The following is a 16,203-nucleotide window of genomic DNA, read 5'->3' as shown; positions in this document are numbered from 1 at the left end:
ATACTGGCGTATTATGACCAGGCAGAAAAACGTATTATCCGGATAGACTGAGCACAAATGTGTTACCTATGTGCCCGGTCTGATCTGTTACCTATGTGCCCGGTCGTACCTTCATGGCGACCAGCCCACCATTAATCCTTCTGCACCGCCACAGTCGTGCGATACGCCGCGACCGACGCTTCACGGTCAGCACGCGCCAGCCAGCGATAGCAACCGGCGCCCAATGCCACACCGATAAACCAGCTAAAGTTCGCGACTGCATGCAGTGAGGGAATAAAACTGATCACCAGACCAATCGCCACTGACGGCAGCAGCGCGGCAATCGCTTTTGGGTTGAAGCCGCCGCGATACCAGTAACGTCCTTTCGGCGTGTCATCAAACAGATCGTCAACGTAGACTTTGCTGCGTTTAATCAAATAGAAATCAGCAATCAGAATACCGAACAGCGGCCCAATAAACGCACCCAGCACATCCAGTGTATAGTGAATCAGCTCCGGTGACTGGAACAGGTTCCACGGCGTCAGCAATACCGAGCCAACCGCAGCAATCATGCCACCGGTACGGAAGCTGATTTTCTGCGGTGAGCAGTTAGAGAAGTCGAACGCTGGCGAAACAAAGTTGGCCACGATATTAATGCCGATGGTGGCGATTATCATGGTCAGCAGGCCAATTGCCACCGCCACGTCGTTACCCACCATGCTGACGGTCTCAATCGGATCGGTAATCATTCTGCCGAACAGCGACTGAGTGCCGGAAACAATCACCACGGTGACAATCGAGAACAGCAGGAAGTTGAACGGTAAGCCCCAGCGGTTGCCGCGACGAATTTCGCCCATGCTTTTACCGTAACGTGAGAAGTCACCAAAGTTGAGCAGCGGACCCGAGAAGTAAGAGACCACCAGCGCGGTGGCGGTGATCATCTGCCAGGTTTGCTCGCCGGTGCTTAGCTGTTTGCTGGCCAGAGTGAAGGAGATACCGTCGAAACCGGTTTTGTATACAATCCAGCCAGCCAGCGCCACCATCACCACATATACCGCTGGACCCGCGACATCGATAAAGCGTTTAATCGCGTTCATCCCATGCCAGAACACCATCGCCTGCAGTAACCACATCACACCAAAACAGCACCAGCCCAGCTGCGATAAGCCGAGCCAGCTGCTCTGCGTCATGCTGCTAAGCGTCGGGAAGAACTTTAGCAGCACCAGCATTAACGCGTTGGCCGCCAGATATGTCTGGATGCCGTACCAGGCAAAGGCGATCAGCCCGCGAATGATCGCCGGGATATTGGCACCAAACACGCCAAACGCCTGACGCGAAATCACCGCGTACGGCACGCCTGCCATCTGGCTCGGTTTGGCCACCAGATTAGCGCACAGCTGCACGATGCAGATGCCCACTAACAAACACAGCAGAACCTGCCAGCTCGCCAGACCTAAAGTAAAGAAGCTGGCGGCAACGACATAGCCGCCCATGCTATGCACATCCGACATCCAGAAAGAAAAGATGTTGTACCACGACCAGTTCTGGTCGCGCGTTGGCGCCAGATCGTCATTGCACAGGCGCGGACTGTATTGTGCGTTGGCTTCAGAGGCCACCCGCGAGGTCACTTCAGAATGATTTGGCATGAAACCTGCTCCTCTCTACATCATGGAAGAATAATCACAGCGTGAAACGGTATTGCAGGATCCAGGCCACATTTGATTTCTTGTATACAAAAAATTCATTTCACGTATACGATGTGCAGCACACAGTCACTTACCGGAGCAGGTAATGAAGAGTGAAACAGGCCAGAAAACGGCTGCCGATCTGAACGATCGCGATGAACCCATCTACCAGGCGCTTCTCACCGCCATTGTTGAGCATCAACTGCCGCCGGGCAGTAAATTGCCGGAAGAAGCGTTATCTGAGGTGTTTGGTGTCAGCCGCACCGGCATTCGTAAGGTGCTGCAACGCCTCGCCGCGGTGCAAATGATCACCTTGTCGCCCAGGCGTGGTGCACAAGTGGCCACGCCGGGCGTGGATGAAGCACGCGATATCTTTGCTACCCGCAGCTTATTAGAGTGCACAAATTTGCCCGCGGTGATGACCCACATACAGCAACCGCACTTAGCCGCGCTGGCGGCTCTGATTGAAGCCGAGCAGCAGGCGCACGATCAGCATGATGGTGCCGCCGCGATTCGGCTGTCTGCCGCCTTTCATATTCAGCTGCAAGCGATATCGGGTAATGAAGTGCTCACCGATATGGTGACGCGTCTGACGCAGCGCTCGTCGCTGGTGATCGCCGCGTACGGTGCGCCGTGGCAGCGCGGCTGCCGTTGCGATCATCACGATCGGCTGGTGGATCTGCTGCGAAAAAAAGATCTACCGGCGTTAACTGCCGCACTGCAGCAACACTTCGAACACATTGTTGCCAGCCTGCACTTTGAGCGCAGCGGCGAAACCTTGCCTGATTTCTCCCGGTTATTTGCCGGTAACAAAGGAGCGGCATCATGAGCCTGATCCAGGTGATCAATCCCAACACCAGCCTGGCGATGACGGAAACCATTGGCGCCGCCGCGCGCACGGTCGCCGCGCCAGGCACCGAAATTCTGGCGGTGTGCCCGAGCCACGGCGTGCCGTCGATTGAAGGGCATTTTGATGAAGCCATTGCGGCGATTGGCGTGCTGGAGCAGGTGAAGCGCGGCAAAGAGCAGGGCGTTAGCGGCCATATTATTGCCTGCTTTGGCGATCCGGGATTACTGGCGGCACGCGAACTGGCGAGCGGACCGGTGATCGGCATCGCGGAAGCAGCGATGCACACCGCCACGCTGGTGGCGACGCGTTTTTCGATCGTCACCACCTTACCGCGTACGCTGGTGATTGCTCGCCATCTGCTGCAGCAATACGGTTTTACCCACCATTGTGCTGCGTTGCACGCCATTGATCTGCCGGTGCTGGCGCTGGAGGACGGCAGCGGCGTGGCGCAGGAGAAGGTGCGTCAGCGCTGCATTCAGGCGAAACGCGAAGATGGCAGCGGTGCGATTGTGCTGGGCTGCGGCGGCATGGCCACGCTCGCCCAGGATCTCACCAAAGAGCTGGGACTACCGGTGATCGATGGCGTAAGCGCCGCGGTGAAAATGGTGGAGTCGCTGGTGGCGTTAGGCTTTGGCACCAGCAAGCATGGCGATCTCGATTATCCGCTCGAAAAACCGCTCAGCGGGGCATTTCAGCACCTAAACTAAGTGCTGGTTGAGGACTGACGACAGGAACTTGCAGAATGAGTGATGTATCTGAAAAGAAAGAGTACAGCTTCAACAAGAACTATCCACGCGATCTGATCGGCTATGCTGGCCAGCCACCGCATGCGCAGTGGCCGGGTAAGGCGCGCGTGGCGGTGCAGTTCGTCCTGAATTACGAAGAGGGCGCCGAGAATAACGTGCTGCACGGCGATGCCGGTTCCGAACAGTTTCTTTCTGATATCATCGGTGCGGCCAGCTACGCCGATCGTCACATGTCGATGGATTCGCTATATGAATACGGCTCGCGCGCCGGTTTCTGGCGCATCCACAACGAATTTCAAAAGCGCGGTTTGCCGCTCACGGTGTTTGGCGTAGCGATGGCGCTGGCGCGTCACCCGGATATCGTTGCAGCGATTAAAGCGGCGGATTACGACGTGGTCAGCCATGGCTGGCGCTGGATCCACTATCAGGCGATGGACGCCAAAACCGAGCGCCAGCATATGCAGCAGGCGGTCGACGTGTTAACCGATTTGTTCGGTAAAGCGCCGACCGGCTGGTACACCGGCCGCGACAGCCCCAACACGCGGCGTTTGGTGGTGGAGCAGGGCGGCTTCAGCTACGACAGCGATTACTACGGCGACGACCTGCCATTCTGGACGCAGGTCACCTGTCAGGACGGCACGGTAAAACCGCACCTGATCATTCCTTATACGCTGGAGTGCAACGACATGCGCTTCGCCTCGCCGCAGGGCTTCAACACTGCAGAGCAGTTCTTCACCTACCTGCGCGACACCTTTGATGTGCTGTACGAGGAGGGCGAAACCGCGCCGAAGATGATGTCGATTGGCATGCACTGTCGCCTGCTGGGGCGTCCGGGGAAATTCCGCGGACTGCAGCGCTTCCTCGATCATATTCAGCAGCATCAGGATGTGTGGGTGTGTACAAGGCAGCAAATCGCCGACCATTGGATAGAGACGCATCCCGCGCCGGATGCTTGATGGGCGCTGGCTTGCAGCCAGACTGCTTTTAAAGGCTTAAAGGCTTAAAGGCTTAAAGGCAACTCCAAGGTCAAGGGCGGTTTCGATTGTCCTGCGGACAACCGACCCAGGGGAGGCAGTCGCCCCTCCCCTGGGGACCCGGTCTCTTTGTCGGCAGAATTGCCGCTGCGCGGTCCCCTCACTTCAGGTGAATTCCTGACGGACCGGCTGCGATTCGCTCCTGCTCAGCGCAGCCTCTCGCCGCCGTCCTGGCGGCTCATCCTGGAATCCCCCCTCCGTTCGGCAATTCTGACGACACCCACCATGCTGCCAAACCTCTGCCCTAAAAAGAGATCGCATCGCGATAAGAATATTTGATTTTATTAAATTTATTTCAGCGGGGGGTGTTGAGTCGGCATCACTTTCGGCGCTGTCCTGGCGGCTCATCCTGGAATCCCCTCTGTTCGGCAATTCTGACGACACTCTCCTGCTGCCAAACCTCTGAACCAAAAAAGAGATCGTATCGCGATAATATTTTCTGATTTTATTTTTGATTTTACAGCGGGGGGGTTGAGTCGGCATCACTCTCGCCGAGGAGAAGCCTGCTTCCAGGATGAGCCGCCAGGACGGCGGCGAAAGGGCCTGCTGAGCCAGGATGGCGAATCAGGGCCGGTCCGTCAGGAAGTGGGATTTGACGAGGGAACCCGCGTAGCGGGCGATAGTGCTGCCGAAAAGCCCGGGTTCCCAGGGGAGGGGCGACTGCCTCCCCTGGGTCGGTTGTCCGCAGGACAATCGAAACCGCCCTTGACCTTGACCTTGACCTTGACCTTGACCTTGACCTTACCCTTACCCTTACCCTTGACCTTGACCTTGACATTGACCTTGAAGTGGAAGTTGAAAGCAGCAGTCTGATTGCCAATCAGGGCGAAACGCTGCGCCCTCAGCTCATTAAGCTGACCTGTGCTGCAACAATTCGCCACCCGTCCGGCATCCGGACCCATGTCTGTTGTTGACGCCCAATCTTCTCCACGCCCTCGCGCGTAAACTCAGTACTGCACACCGCATAATCATCACCAAAAGTGGTGATCACCGTATTGCGCAGCGTACGATCCAGGCCTTTTGACGGGCGCGCGGCGCGAAACGCGCGGATCTCGTCGATGCCATACAGATTCTCGCCCGCGCCGAGGCGCACGGTGCGTGGGTCGTGCCAGAACAGTTCATCCAGCACCGTGACGTCATTGCTAATCAGCGCTTGCTCGTAACGGTAAAAGGCGGCGGTGACTTCGGCGAGTACCGCCGGGCGGTCGATATCTTCAGGTGTCATCTTCAGGCGTCCATTAAGGTGGTTTGTGGCAGCGTCAGCCCCTGCTGTTGCAGCGCCCAGGCGGCGCGCAGTGCAAGATGTTCTTTAAACGGTGCGGCGATCAATTGCAAACCAATTGGCAAGCCGCTGGCGGTGTGCAGCGGTACGGTGCACACCGGTAAGCCGAGGAAGGAGATCGGCTGGGTGAGCATGCCCATGCTGGCGCGCGTCGGCAAATCCTGGCCGTTGATGTGAATGGTTTCCTGACCGATGGTGGTGGCGGTGCACGGCGTGGCAGGGGCGATCAGCACATCGAACTGCTCAAACAGCGGTAGCACCTGCTGCTGGAAGTGACGGCGGAAACGCTGTGCCTGTACATACCACGCCGAGGGCAGCATTGCGCCAGCCAACAAGCGTTCACGCGAATTAGGCTCGAACTGCTCCGGTTGGGTGCGCAGCGCTGGCAAGTAGTGATTGCCGCCTTCCGCAGCGGTCATGATAAAGGCCGCCGAACGCGCGATTTCAGCATTCGGTAGAGTCACTTCGTCTAACGCATTCAGCGCCTTAGCCACAACCGCGACGGCTGCGCGTGCTTCATCGCTGCACCAGGTTGAGAAGAAACCACCGAGTACTGCGCTGCGCACGCCTTCTGCGCCGTGGCGCAGTACATCGCTGACCGGCGCAACCGGCTGGGCGGCCTGGAAAGCATCGCTGGCATCCGCGCCTTGCAGAGTGTCATACACCAGACCTAAATCTTCCACCGAACGGGCAAACGGGCCGATGTGATCGAGGCTGGCGACAAACGGATGGCTGCCGCTACGCGACAGGCGACCAAAGGTCGGTTTTAAACCGAATATGCCGCACAGCGAAGCGGGCACGCGGATCGAACCGTTGGTGTCGGTGCCGAGTGAAAAATGCACCAAACCCGCCGCCACCGCTGCCGCTGAACCGCCGGATGAGCCGCCCGCTACGCGGGTTAAATCGCGTGGATTGTGTGTCGCGCCGTAATGGGTGTTTTCGGTGGTAAAGCCATAGGCGTAGGCATCCATATTCAGCATGCCGGAGAGCAGCGCGCCGGACTGGCGCAGTTTGCTTACCGCCCAGGCATCCTGACGCGCCGCCGCGCGATCGCTGAACAGGCTGGCACCGGCTAAGGTGCTGTGTCCGGCGACATCAAACAGGTTTTTCACCGCGTAGGGGATGCCGGCCAACGGCGGTAATGCGTCGCCGCGCTGGCGTTGCTGATCAATTTGCTCGGCCTCACGTAACATGCGCTGGCCAGTCACTTCGGTCCAGGCATTGAGCGCCGGATTATGTTGCTCAATCGCCGCTAGCGTTGTTTGCGCGATCTCGCGGGCGCTGATTTCGCCCTGGCGCAGCGCCTGCTGTAGGGCGTTAATCGAAAGTGACGACAGTTTCATGGATGGAACACTCCTGCCACTTCCAGCCGATCGTCGAGCGGCAGCGCCATCAGCGGCTCGGCCATCGCGGCGATGCGGTTGAACTGTGTCAGCAGCTCGGCACGGCGCGCGTCGTCCAGCTCCAGTGCCAGTATCTGCTCCATTTGGGCGATATAGGTGGCCCAATCCGGTTGTTTGCTCATAAAAAATCTCCGTTAGAAACCGGCGGCGCTGCCGTTGCTGCGCGGATCAAACGCGCCTTCCAGCATGCCGTTGTTGTGTCGCACGATCGCACCCGCATGGCCGACCACTTCACTGAAATCAGGCAGCAGTTCCACCTCATGGCCGAGCGCGCGCAGCTGCTGCACCGTTTCCGGCGCGATGCGCGCTTCCAGCTTGAGTGAATCCGATGATTGTCCCCACGTGCGCCCCAGCAGCCAGCGCGGCGCACTCACCGCCTGTTGCAGAGGATGCCCCTGAATCACATGGCGGGTGAAAATCGCCGCCTGGGTTTGTGGCTGGCCGTCGCCGCCCATCGATCCATACACCATGGTGCGGCCATCTTTAAGACGCGCGGCGGCAGGATTAAGCGTGTGGAACGGCTGTTTGCCCGGCTGCAACGCCAGCAGATGATCGGGCTGCAGGCTGAACGCAGCGCCACGGTTTTGCCAGGTGATGCCGGTGCCGGGCAGCACCACGCCGCTGCCAAATTCGTGGTAGATGCTCTGGATAAAGGAAACCGCCAGCCCGCTGCTGTCCATCACGCCCATCCACACCGTGTCGCCGGGTCCGCGCCCGGTGCCCCACGGCGCCGCTTGCTGCTCATCCACCTGCGCTGCCAGCGTGCTGAGATGCGCATCATCCAGCAGGCTTTGTATATCAACGTCGATATGGCGCGGATCGGTAATGTGCTGGTCGCGCAGCGCAAAGGCTTTTTTGGTGGCTTCGACGATACGGTGCACGGTTTGCGCCTCATCGGCGTCCGCCATATCCAGCCGATCGGTGATGCCGAGGATTGCCAGCGACACCAAACCCTGGGTCGGCGGCGTCATATTCCAGATATCGCCTTCGCTATGCGCCAGATGCAGCGGCGTGCAGCGGCGGGCGTGGTGCGTCTGCAAATCTTCCAGCGTGATCGGCATACCGAGCGCGGTCATTTCGCGCGCCAGATGATGTGCCAGTTCACCGCGATAAAAACTCTCCAGCCCGTGATCGCACAGCATGCTCAGCGTATTGGCCAGCGCCGGTTGGGTGAAGCGGCTGCCTGCGGCGGGCACGCTGCCGTCCGGTAAGTAAGTGGCGGCAAAACCGGGCTGATGCTGCAGTTCATGCTGCTTGGCGGCGGTGGCAGCGGCTTGCGAAGCGGTGACCGGAATCCCGTCAGCGGCATAGCGAATCGCATCGCGCAGCAGGCGCGTTAACGGCATCGGCGCAGCACCCAGTTCCTGCGCCAGCGTGAGCGCTTCCTGCCAGCCGCTGACGGTGCCGGCGACGGTTAATGCGGCTTTCGGGCCGCGATGCGGAATGTGGGTTTCGCCGTGATAGAAATCGAGGTGCGCCAGCGTTCCCGCTGCGCCGCTGGCGTCAATGGCGATCGGATCGCCATTCGGCGGCACGATCAGCCAGAAGCCGTCGCCGCCTAAGCCATTCATGTGGGGATAAACCACGGCGATGGTGGCAGCCGCGGCGACCATCGCCTCAATTGCGCTGCCGCCTTCACGCAGCACCGCTAATGCGCTTTCGCTGGCGAGATGATGCGGCGTAACGGCCATGCCTAACGGCGCCATGTTGCTCTGTATCATAGTGATTTCTTCTCTTGTTCTTTTGAGAGCACGCTGTTTAATCCCCGCACATTCCGTAGCGGCGCGATTTATCGCGCAATAAATTGCGCCGCTACGGAATGTGCGGGTTTATGCGCACCTGGCAGATACTGCACAAAACTAAGCAAGAGCTGTTCCAGTTTTGGTCGGACATCAATCTGGATCGATTTATGCTAGCTTGTGGTGAAACGAAAGTTACAGGACCGATGATGAAACAACTTGATGAACGCCTACGCAGTCACTATCCGCAATTGTCGCCGCAGGAGCAGCGCATTGCCGACTTCGTGTTTGACCATTTTGATGATCTGATCAGCTATAACAGCGCCGAACTGGCGCGGCTGAGCGGGGTGTCAAAGGCCACGGTGAGCCGTTTGTTCAAGCGTCTCGGTTACGAGAAATACAAGGACATGCGCGATGAGCTGCGCATCCTACGCCAGAGCGGTATGCCGCTCACCGACAACCGCGATGCGGTGCAGGGCAACACCTTGCTGTCGCGCCACTATAAACAAGAGATGGCCAACCTGACGCAGTGGGTCAACAGCATCGATCCGCAGCAGTTCGGTGAGGTGATTGCGGCGCTGGGCGTGGCTAAACGGGTGTTTATCATCGGCATGCGTAACGCGTATCCGGTGGCGCTGCACCTGCGTCAGCAGCTGATGCAGGCGCGTCCGCAGGTGCATGTCCTGCCGCAGCCGGGCCAGACGCTGGGCGAAGAGCTGGTGGATATAACGCCGGAGGATATTGTAGTGGTGATGGCGTTTCGTCGCCGTCCACGCATCATTCGTCCGCTGATGCAGCAGCTGCAGCAGAGCCACATTCCGGTGCTGGCGCTGTGTGAGCCGCAGGCGCAGGGCATCATTACGCTGGCGAGCTGGCAGCTGTGCGCACCGCTCGACAGCGTTTCCGCCTTTGACAGTTACGCCTCCGCCATGAGCCTGATTAATCTGCTGGCCAACGCCTTGCTGCATGAAATGTTGTCGCAGGGGCGTCAGCGCATCCACCAAATCGCCGATCTTTATCAGCATCTCGACGAGCTGGAACACCGTTAACGGGCGCCATTATGGTGCATTGCACTGTTTTAGATCGTTAACTCCCACGGGCACCATGCCCGTTTTTTTCGCCTTGTATTCAGTAAAACCTCAATTTTTCCGCTTTCTTTCCCTGACGCTGCGGTTGGCACATTAGTTGCAGAATGATTCATCAAGAATCTTTTGTTTCACGTAAACTCACCGGGGTGCATAATGAAAAAAGTATTATTGGCGGTAGCGGGCGCGGCTTTGCTGATGGCGCAGGTCGGTAGCGCGATGGCCGATCAGTTGCAGGATATCCAGAAGCGCGGCGTGATTCGCGTAGCGGTACCACAGGATTTCCCGCCGTTCGGCTCGGTGGGCACCGATTTGCAGCCGCAGGGCTACGATATCGATATGGCGAAGTACCTCGCCAAACAGATGAAACTGAAGTTGCAGCTGGTGCCGGTTTCCAGTGCCAACCGCGTACCGTATCTGCAAACCGATAAAGTCGATCTGGTGATCTCCAGCATGGGCAAAAACGCCGAGCGCGAAAAAGTGATCGATTTCACCCGCGCCTACGCGCCGTTCTTCCTTGGCGTGTTTGGTCCGAAAGGCGACACGCTGAAAGATGCGGCGGCGCTGAGCGGCAAATCCATCGGCGTAACGCGCGGTGCGGTAGAAGACATGGTATTGAGCGATATCGCGCCGAAAGAGGCGCAGGTGAAACGTTATGAAGATAACAACACCACGCTGTCAGCTTATCTCTCTGGCCAGGTGCAGTATGTCGCCACCGGTAACCTGGTAGTAGCCGCGATTGCGCGCCAGAACGCCGATAAAGCGCCGGTTGCTCAGTTCATGTTGAAAGATTCACCGTGCTACATCGGCCTGAAAAAAGATGAGCCGGCGCTGAAAGAGAAAGTGAATGCGCTGATTGAGCAGGGCATCAAAGACGGCACGCTGAACAAGCTGTCGGAAGAGTGGCTGAAAGCGCCGCTGCCAGCCAATCTCGGCGCATAAAACATGGGGCAACTTAACTTTGCCGATCTCTGGCCACATTGGCCAGAGCTGCTGGCCGGGCTGTGGGTCACCGTTCAGATCACCGTGCTCGCCACCGTGGGCGGCGTTAGCCTCGGCATTCTCGGCGCGGCGTTGCGCAGCGGTAAACCGAGCTGGGCGAGCCGCCTCTGGGGCGTGTACGTTGAACTGATTCGTAATACGCCGTTTGTGGTGCAGCTGTTTTTTATCGTCTTTGGTTTGCCCAATCTTGGTCTGAAACTGACGGCGGGCGAAGCCGCACTGCTGGCGATGTTGATTAACCTCGGTGCCTACAGCACCGAAATTATTCGCGCCGGGATTCAGGTAACGCCGCGCGGGCAATGGGAAGCGGGGCGCGTGCTGGGCTTAACCCGTACGCAAACCTTTATACGCGTGGTATTGCCGCCGTCGCTGCAGCGCATTTATCCGGCGCTGGTGAGCCAGTGCATCATTGTTATGCTCGGATCATCGGTGGTATCGCAGGTGTCGTATGAAGAGTTGACCTTCGCCGCCAACCTGATTCAGTCGCGCACCTTTTTGAGTTTTGAAGTCTATTTCGTGACCACGCTGATCTATCTGGCGTTGTCGATTGCCATGCGCCAACTGCTGCTGGCGCTGGGACGTAAATGGTTAGGAGCGCAGCCGGCATGACGACTTTTACCGACTGGGACATCCTGCGTAACCTGCTGCTGGCGGCGCGCTGGACAATTTTACTCTCGCTGGTGGCGTTTTTCGGCGGCACGCTGGTGACCTTGCCGCTGCTGTTTATGCGCTTGCTGAAACGCAAATGGCCAATGCGCCTGGTGCGCGCTTACACCGAGCTGTTTCAGGGCACGCCGCTGCTGATGCAGCTGTTCCTCGCCTTCTTCGGCGTGGGCCTGTTCGGCATCGACGTGGCGCCCTGGACCGCCGCCTCGCTGGCATTAACGCTCTACACCAGCGCGTTTCTGGTGGATATCTGGTACGGCAGCATTCGCGCCTTGCCAAAAGGGCAATGGGAAGCGTCGCGCTGCCTCGGCCTGACCTTTGGTCAAACGCTGTTTCGCGTGGTGGCGCCGCAGGCGATTCGTATCGCCATCGCGCCCACGGTCGGTTTTGCCGTACAGGTGATTAAAGGCACCGCGCTGGCGTCGATTATCGGTTTTGTCGAACTGACCAAAGCCGGCACCATTTTGAATAATGTGACGTATGAGCCCTTCAAGGTGTTTGGCCTGGTGGCGCTCGGTTACTTCCTGATGTGTTATCCGCTGTCGCGTTACAGCCAGTACCTGGAGAAAAAATTCAATGCCGCTCATCACCATTAATCAGGTACAGAAGTACTACGGCGACAACCATGTGCTGAAAGGGGTCGATCTCGACGTCGATCATGGCGAAGTGATCTCGATCATCGGTCGCAGCGGATCGGGCAAAAGTACCCTGTTGCGCTGTATGAACGGGCTGGAAGGCTATCAGGAAGGCAGCATCAAACTCGGCGGCATGACCATTACCGATCGCGAATCACAGGCGCGGGAAATCAGCCGTTCGGTTGGCATGGTGTTCCAGAACTTCAACCTGTTCCCGCACATGACGGCGCTGGAAAACGTGATGCTGGCACCGCGCCGCGTGCTGAAGAAAAGCGAAGCCGAATGCCGTGAGCTGGCGACGCAGATGCTGGAGAAAGTTGGCCTCGGTGAACGTATTAACTATTACCCGGCCAATCTGTCTGGCGGCCAGCAGCAGCGCGTGGCGATTGCCCGTGCGCTGGCGATGCAGCCTAAAGTTTTACTCTGTGATGAGATCACCTCAGCGCTCGATCCCGAGCTGGTAGGCGAAGTGCTGAAAGTGCTGGAGCAGCTGGCTGCCGAAGGCATGACGCTGATTCTCGTCACCCATGAAATGAACTTCGCCCGCGACGTGGGCGATCGCGTGGTCTTTATGCATCAGGGGCGCGTCTGGGAGCAGGGCGACAGCAAAACGCTGTTCGCCAATCCGCAAACGGCGGAGCTGAAGCAGTTTATCTCGACCGTGCGTCTCTGAAGCTCTCAATGAGGAATCAATACCCCATGGATATCAGCCAATTTTCGCAAATCAATCCGCCACAGCGTCTGCTGATGGGACCGGGCCCGATCAATGCCGATCCGCGCGTGCTGCGCGCCATGTCGAGCCAGCTGATTGGTCAGTACGATCCGGCGATGACGCACTACATGAATGAAGTGATGGCGCTGTACCGTGGCGTATTTCGCACTGAAAACCGCTGGACGATGCTGATCGACGGCACCTCACGCGCCGGGATCGAAGCGATCCTGCTGTCGGCGATCCGTCCAGGCGACAAAGTGCTGGTGCCAGTGTTCGGCCGTTTTGGTCATCTGCTGTGTGAAATTGCCCGTCGCTGCCGCGCGGAAGTGCACACCATTGAGGTGCCATGGGGCGAAGTATTCACGCCGGATCAGATCGAAGATGCGATCAAAAAGGTGCAGCCGCGCCTGCTGCTGACGGTGCAGGGCGATACCTCCACCACCATGCTGCAGCCGCTGGAAGAGCTGGGCGCAATTTGCCAGAAATATGGCGTGCTGTTCTACACCGATGCCACCGCGTCACTCGGCGGTAACGCGCTGGAGACCGATGCGTGGGGCCTCGATGCGGTCTCTGCCGGGATGCAGAAATGCCTTGGTGGACCGTCCGGCACCTCGCCGATCACCCTCAGTCCGCAGATGGAAGCGGTGATCCGCAAGCGTAAGTGCGTGGAAGAGGGCATTCGCACCGCCGATCATCAGGATGGCGACGACGAGATGATCTACTCCAACTATTTCGATCTCGGCATGATCATGGATTACTGGGGCCCGGAGCGTCTTAATCACCACACAGAAGCCACCACCGCACTGTTTGGCGCGCGTGAATGTGCGCGTCTGATGCTGGAAGAGGGGCTGGATAACGGCATCGCGCGCCACCAGCTGCACGGCGATGCGCTGCTGAAAGGCATTCAGGGCATGGGCCTCGAAACCTTCGGCGACCTCAAACACAAAATGAATAACGTGCTCGGCGTGGTGATCCCGCAGGGCGTGAATGGCGATCAGGTACGCAAGCTGGTGCTGGAGGATTTCGGCATCGAAATCGGCACCTCCTTTGGTCCGCTGCACGGCAAAGTGTGGCGCATCGGCACCATGGGCTACAACGCGCGCAAAGATTGCGTGATGCAAACCCTGAGTGCGCTGGAAGCGGTGCTGAATCACGTGGGTTACCGCACCACGCAAGGTGCCGCGATGCAGGCGGCGTGGGATCTCTACGGGAGCCGCGCATGACACAAAGCCTGATGAGCGCCAGTGAGGCACAATCGGCCGCCGCGCGCGTCATGGTGCGCTGTGACACGTTAGCGGCGATCAGTGAAAGCGAAGAGGGGCTGACGCGCGTTTATCTGTCGCCGGAACAGCTGCGCGCTAACGCACGCGTTGCTGAGTGGATGCAGGCTGCGGGCATGACGACGTGGCAGGATGCGGTGGGCAACATCTGTGGCCGCTATGAAGCGACGCAGCCGGGCGCGCAGGCGCTGTTGCTCGGTTCGCACCTTGATACGGTACGCAATGCCGGTCGCTATGACGGCATGCTCGGGGTGTTAAGCGCTATCGAAACCGTGCAGTGGCTGCACGATCGTCAACAGCGTTTGCCGCTGGCGATTGAGATTATCGGCTTCGGCGATGAAGAGGGCACGCGTTTCGGCATTACGCTGCTCGGCAGCCGTGGCATGACCGGCAGCTGGCCCGAAAGTTGGGTCACGCATCCCGATGGCAACGGCATCACCGTGGCGGAAGCGATGCAGGATGTCGGTTTCGATGCGGCAAAAATCCTCGACGCGGCGCGCGATGTGAATGACATCGCGGCCTATCTGGAGCTGCATATTGAGCAAGGTCCGTGTCTCGAGCAGGAAGATTTGGCGCTCGGCGTGGTCACCGCGATTAACGGCGCGCGTCGTCTGAACTGCAGTTTTATCGGAGAAGCCGGTCACGCCGGCACCGTGCCGATGACGCATCGCAAAGATGCGCTGGCCGCCGCTGCCGAATGGATGGTGTTTATCGAACACACCACCGCCGAGCACGACCCGCAGCTGGTGGCGACGGTCGGTACGCTGAGCTGTTTACCGGGCGCGGTGAACGTTATCCCCGGCGAGGTACAGCTGTCGCTTGACGTGCGCGGCCCGCAGGATGAGCCGCTAGAGCGCCTGCTCTCGACGCTGCTGACTCAGGCGCAGGCGATTGCGCTGCGTCGCGGCTTAACCTTTAGCGCTAACGAGTATTACCACATTGCCGCAACGGCCTGCGATGCACGTCTGCAGCAGGCGTTGAGCCACGCGGTGGAAACCGTGCAAGGGCGCAGCCTGTCGCTACCGAGCGGCGCGGGCCACGATGCGATTGCCATCGCCGAACGCTGGCCGGTGGGGATGTTGTTTGTGCGTAATCATCGCGGTATTAGCCATCATCCGGCGGAATCGGTGCAGGCTGAGGATGTGGCGCTCGGTGTGCAGGCTTATCTGCAAGCGGTGTGCGACATCGCGCGTGCATAAAGGAGCAGCAATATGGATTTGGTAAGCTTCAATCAGTTGCCACCGGAAGCCGCGCAGGCGGCGATTGCGCACTGCGTGGCGATTCCGGCCTGGCAGCAGGCGCTGGTGGCTGCGCGACCTTTTGCCAATGTGGCGGCGCTGCAGGAAACCGCCGATCGTCTGGCGCAGTTGTGGCAGGCCGATGCGTTGACGCAGGCGCTGAGCGCTCATCCACGTATTGGCGATAAGGTGGCGGGCGCGAATAAAGAGGCGGCGCTATCGCGCAGTGAGCAATCGGCGATGCAGCAGGCCAACGGTGCGCTGCAGCTGGCGATGCTGGCGGGCAATCAAACCTATGAGCAGCGTTTTGGCCGGGTGTTTCTGATTCGCGCCAAAGGGCGCAGCGGCGAGGAGATGCTGGCTGAACTGCAGCGCCGGTTGAACAATGATGCACAGAGCGAACAGCGTGAAGCGCTGACGCAGCTGCGCGAAATTACCCTGTTACGGCTGAAGGAAAGCATCACATGAGCACCATTACTACCCATATTCTCGATACCGCGCTGGGCAAACCGGCGATTGGCGTCGCGGTTTCCCTTGAGCAAAACAGCCCGGAAGGGTGGCTGCCGCTGGTGGAAGGCGAAACTGACAGCGATGGGCGCATCAAAGATCTGACACCCGAACCGCTCGCACCAGGCCACTATCGTTTGACCGCGGAGATTGGCGACTACTTTGCTGCCGAGGGGCGCGATGCGCTGTACGTCAGCGCGCAAATCGATTTCGTGATTGGTACCACGGGCAGCCATTATCATCTGCCGTTTCTCATCTCGCCGTGGTCGTGGTCGACCTATCGCGGTAGCTAATTTGCCGTTTTGCGCGGCACGTCACACGGCTGCGCTTGAAAGCCAGCAACTATCAAAACCTTCGGTT

The 16,203-nt window shown here is 58.8% G+C and carries 17 protein-coding genes; 12 read left to right on the top strand and 5 right to left on the bottom strand.

Translation table 11 applies throughout. From position 1 onward, the window contains the following. Nucleotides 1-131 precede the first annotated feature (131 nt). The gene (locus WFL93_RS05225; protein ID WP_336777388.1) at nt 132-1,625 is read right to left on the bottom strand and encodes an NCS1 family nucleobase:cation symporter-1; all 1,494 of its coding nucleotides are present in this window, start codon (nt 1,623-1,625) and stop codon (nt 132-134) included. A 145-nt stretch (nt 1,626-1,770) separates the two neighbouring features. Here WFL93_RS05225 and WFL93_RS05220 point away from each other — a divergent pair, with 145 nt between their 5' ends. The 3 genes from WFL93_RS05220 to puuE are packed head-to-tail and all read left to right on the top strand — an operon-like array spanning nt 1,771 to nt 4,216. Beyond that, nucleotides 1,771-2,493 (top strand): GntR family transcriptional regulator, encoded by a 723-nt coding sequence (locus WFL93_RS05220; protein WP_336777387.1) that lies wholly within the window; start codon nt 1,771-1,773, stop codon nt 2,491-2,493. Next, nucleotides 2,490-3,221, top strand: a complete 732-nt coding sequence (hpxA, locus tag WFL93_RS05215) for an allantoin racemase (protein ID WP_336777386.1) — start codon at nt 2,490-2,492, stop codon at nt 3,219-3,221. The genes WFL93_RS05220 and hpxA overlap by 4 nt, the downstream gene beginning before the upstream one ends. Nucleotides 3,222-3,256: 35 nt before the next feature. After that, nucleotides 3,257-4,216: an allantoinase PuuE gene (gene puuE, locus WFL93_RS05210; RefSeq protein WP_007887199.1), complete on the top strand. Its 960-nt coding sequence runs from the start codon at nt 3,257-3,259 to the stop codon at nt 4,214-4,216. Between the two features lie 919 nt (nt 4,217-5,135). Here the strand turns inward: puuE and hpxZ are convergent. From hpxZ to WFL93_RS05190, 4 genes are read right to left on the bottom strand one after another with little or no spacing between them, the layout of a single operon-like run. After that, nucleotides 5,136-5,519 (bottom strand): oxalurate catabolism protein HpxZ, encoded by a 384-nt coding sequence (gene hpxZ / locus WFL93_RS05205; protein ID WP_336777385.1) that lies wholly within the window; start codon nt 5,517-5,519, stop codon nt 5,136-5,138. Between the two features lie 2 nt (nt 5,520-5,521). After that, nucleotides 5,522-6,919 (bottom strand): AtzE family amidohydrolase, encoded by a 1,398-nt coding sequence (locus WFL93_RS05200; protein ID WP_049850747.1) that lies wholly within the window; start codon nt 6,917-6,919, stop codon nt 5,522-5,524. After that, nucleotides 6,916-7,101, bottom strand: a complete 186-nt coding sequence (gene hpxX, locus WFL93_RS05195) for an oxalurate catabolism protein HpxX (RefSeq protein WP_007887196.1) — start codon at nt 7,099-7,101, stop codon at nt 6,916-6,918. Before hpxX ends, WFL93_RS05200 begins: the two co-directional genes overlap by 4 nt. 12 nt (nt 7,102-7,113) lie before the next feature. Next, entirely contained in the window at nt 7,114-8,700 is a 1,587-nt protein-coding gene (locus WFL93_RS05190) for a gamma-glutamyltransferase family protein (protein ID WP_336777384.1), read from the bottom strand. Between the two features lie 227 nt (nt 8,701-8,927). Here WFL93_RS05190 and hpxU point away from each other — a divergent pair, with 227 nt between their 5' ends. The 9 genes from hpxU (at nt 8,928) to uraH (ending at nt 16,136) form a co-directional block, all read left to right on the top strand. Beyond that, nucleotides 8,928-9,767 (top strand): MurR/RpiR family transcriptional regulator HpxU, encoded by an 840-nt coding sequence (hpxU, locus tag WFL93_RS05185; RefSeq protein WP_049851199.1) that lies wholly within the window; start codon nt 8,928-8,930, stop codon nt 9,765-9,767. Nucleotides 9,768-9,959: 192 nt separating this feature from the next. Next, on the top strand, nt 9,960-10,745 hold the full coding sequence (locus WFL93_RS05180) for a transporter substrate-binding domain-containing protein (RefSeq protein WP_007887188.1): 786 nt from the start codon (nt 9,960-9,962) through the stop codon (nt 10,743-10,745). Between the two features lie 3 nt (nt 10,746-10,748). Beyond that, a complete protein-coding gene (locus WFL93_RS05175) occupies nt 10,749-11,414 on the top strand; it encodes an amino acid ABC transporter permease (protein ID WP_007887186.1) in 666 nt (221 codons plus the stop codon). Continuing rightward, on the top strand, nt 11,411-12,067 hold the full coding sequence (locus tag WFL93_RS05170) for an amino acid ABC transporter permease (protein ID WP_007887184.1): 657 nt from the start codon (nt 11,411-11,413) through the stop codon (nt 12,065-12,067). Before WFL93_RS05175 ends, WFL93_RS05170 begins: the two co-directional genes overlap by 4 nt. Beyond that, nucleotides 12,048-12,779 carry an amino acid ABC transporter ATP-binding protein gene (locus WFL93_RS05165; RefSeq protein ID WP_007887180.1) on the top strand — a complete coding sequence of 244 codons (732 nt, stop codon included), beginning with the start codon at nt 12,048-12,050 and terminating at the stop codon, nt 12,777-12,779. The genes WFL93_RS05170 and WFL93_RS05165 overlap by 20 nt, the downstream gene beginning before the upstream one ends. A 26-nt stretch (nt 12,780-12,805) precedes the next feature. Further along, on the top strand, nt 12,806-14,041 hold the full coding sequence (locus WFL93_RS05160; protein WP_007887177.1) for a pyridoxal-phosphate-dependent aminotransferase family protein: 1,236 nt from the start codon (nt 12,806-12,808) through the stop codon (nt 14,039-14,041). Next, nucleotides 14,038-15,297, top strand: a complete 1,260-nt coding sequence (gene hpxK / locus WFL93_RS05155) for an allantoate amidohydrolase (protein WP_336777383.1) — start codon at nt 14,038-14,040, stop codon at nt 15,295-15,297. Before WFL93_RS05160 ends, hpxK begins: the two co-directional genes overlap by 4 nt. A gap of 12 nt (nt 15,298-15,309) precedes the next feature. Beyond that, a complete protein-coding gene (uraD, locus tag WFL93_RS05150; RefSeq protein ID WP_007887174.1) occupies nt 15,310-15,804 on the top strand; it encodes a 2-oxo-4-hydroxy-4-carboxy-5-ureidoimidazoline decarboxylase in 495 nt (164 codons plus the stop codon). Then, complete coding sequence (gene uraH, locus WFL93_RS05145) at nt 15,801-16,136, top strand: hydroxyisourate hydrolase (RefSeq protein ID WP_007887173.1); 336 nt, start codon at nt 15,801-15,803, stop codon at nt 16,134-16,136. The genes uraD and uraH overlap by 4 nt, the downstream gene beginning before the upstream one ends. The last annotated feature ends 67 nt before the right edge of the window (nt 16,137-16,203 follow it).

Origin of the sequence: Pantoea sp. USHLN256 (genome assembly GCF_037149875.1) — a bacterium.
Classification (GTDB): domain Bacteria; phylum Pseudomonadota; class Gammaproteobacteria; order Enterobacterales; family Enterobacteriaceae; genus Pantoea; species Pantoea nemavictus.
This window is presented reverse-complemented; position numbering and strand designations above follow the sequence as displayed.

Excerpts from the sequence above, each read along its gene's own strand:
- WFL93_RS05225 (WP_336777388.1), bottom strand. The coding sequence starts at position 1,625 with ATGCCAAATCATTCTGAAGTGACCTCGCGGGTGGCCTCTGAAGCCAAC.
- WFL93_RS05220 (WP_336777387.1), top strand. The coding sequence starts at position 1,771 with ATGAAGAGTGAAACAGGCCAGAAAACGGCTGCCGATCTGAACGATCGC.
- hpxA (WP_336777386.1), top strand. The coding sequence starts at position 2,490 with ATGAGCCTGATCCAGGTGATCAATCCCAACACCAGCCTGGCGATGACG.
- puuE (WP_007887199.1), top strand. The coding sequence starts at position 3,257 with ATGAGTGATGTATCTGAAAAGAAAGAGTACAGCTTCAACAAGAACTAT.
- hpxZ (WP_336777385.1), bottom strand. The coding sequence starts at position 5,519 with ATGACACCTGAAGATATCGACCGCCCGGCGGTACTCGCCGAAGTCACC.
- WFL93_RS05200 (WP_049850747.1), bottom strand. The coding sequence starts at position 6,919 with ATGAAACTGTCGTCACTTTCGATTAACGCCCTACAGCAGGCGCTGCGC.
- hpxX (WP_007887196.1), bottom strand. The coding sequence starts at position 7,101 with ATGAGCAAACAACCGGATTGGGCCACCTATATCGCCCAAATGGAGCAG.
- WFL93_RS05190 (WP_336777384.1), bottom strand. The coding sequence starts at position 8,700 with ATGATACAGAGCAACATGGCGCCGTTAGGCATGGCCGTTACGCCGCAT.
- hpxU (WP_049851199.1), top strand. The coding sequence starts at position 8,928 with ATGAAACAACTTGATGAACGCCTACGCAGTCACTATCCGCAATTGTCG.
- WFL93_RS05180 (WP_007887188.1), top strand. The coding sequence starts at position 9,960 with ATGAAAAAAGTATTATTGGCGGTAGCGGGCGCGGCTTTGCTGATGGCG.
- WFL93_RS05175 (WP_007887186.1), top strand. The coding sequence starts at position 10,749 with ATGGGGCAACTTAACTTTGCCGATCTCTGGCCACATTGGCCAGAGCTG.
- WFL93_RS05170 (WP_007887184.1), top strand. The coding sequence starts at position 11,411 with ATGACGACTTTTACCGACTGGGACATCCTGCGTAACCTGCTGCTGGCG.
- WFL93_RS05165 (WP_007887180.1), top strand. The coding sequence starts at position 12,048 with ATGCCGCTCATCACCATTAATCAGGTACAGAAGTACTACGGCGACAAC.
- WFL93_RS05160 (WP_007887177.1), top strand. The coding sequence starts at position 12,806 with ATGGATATCAGCCAATTTTCGCAAATCAATCCGCCACAGCGTCTGCTG.
- hpxK (WP_336777383.1), top strand. The coding sequence starts at position 14,038 with ATGACACAAAGCCTGATGAGCGCCAGTGAGGCACAATCGGCCGCCGCG.
- uraD (WP_007887174.1), top strand. The coding sequence starts at position 15,310 with ATGGATTTGGTAAGCTTCAATCAGTTGCCACCGGAAGCCGCGCAGGCG.
- uraH (WP_007887173.1), top strand. The coding sequence starts at position 15,801 with ATGAGCACCATTACTACCCATATTCTCGATACCGCGCTGGGCAAACCG.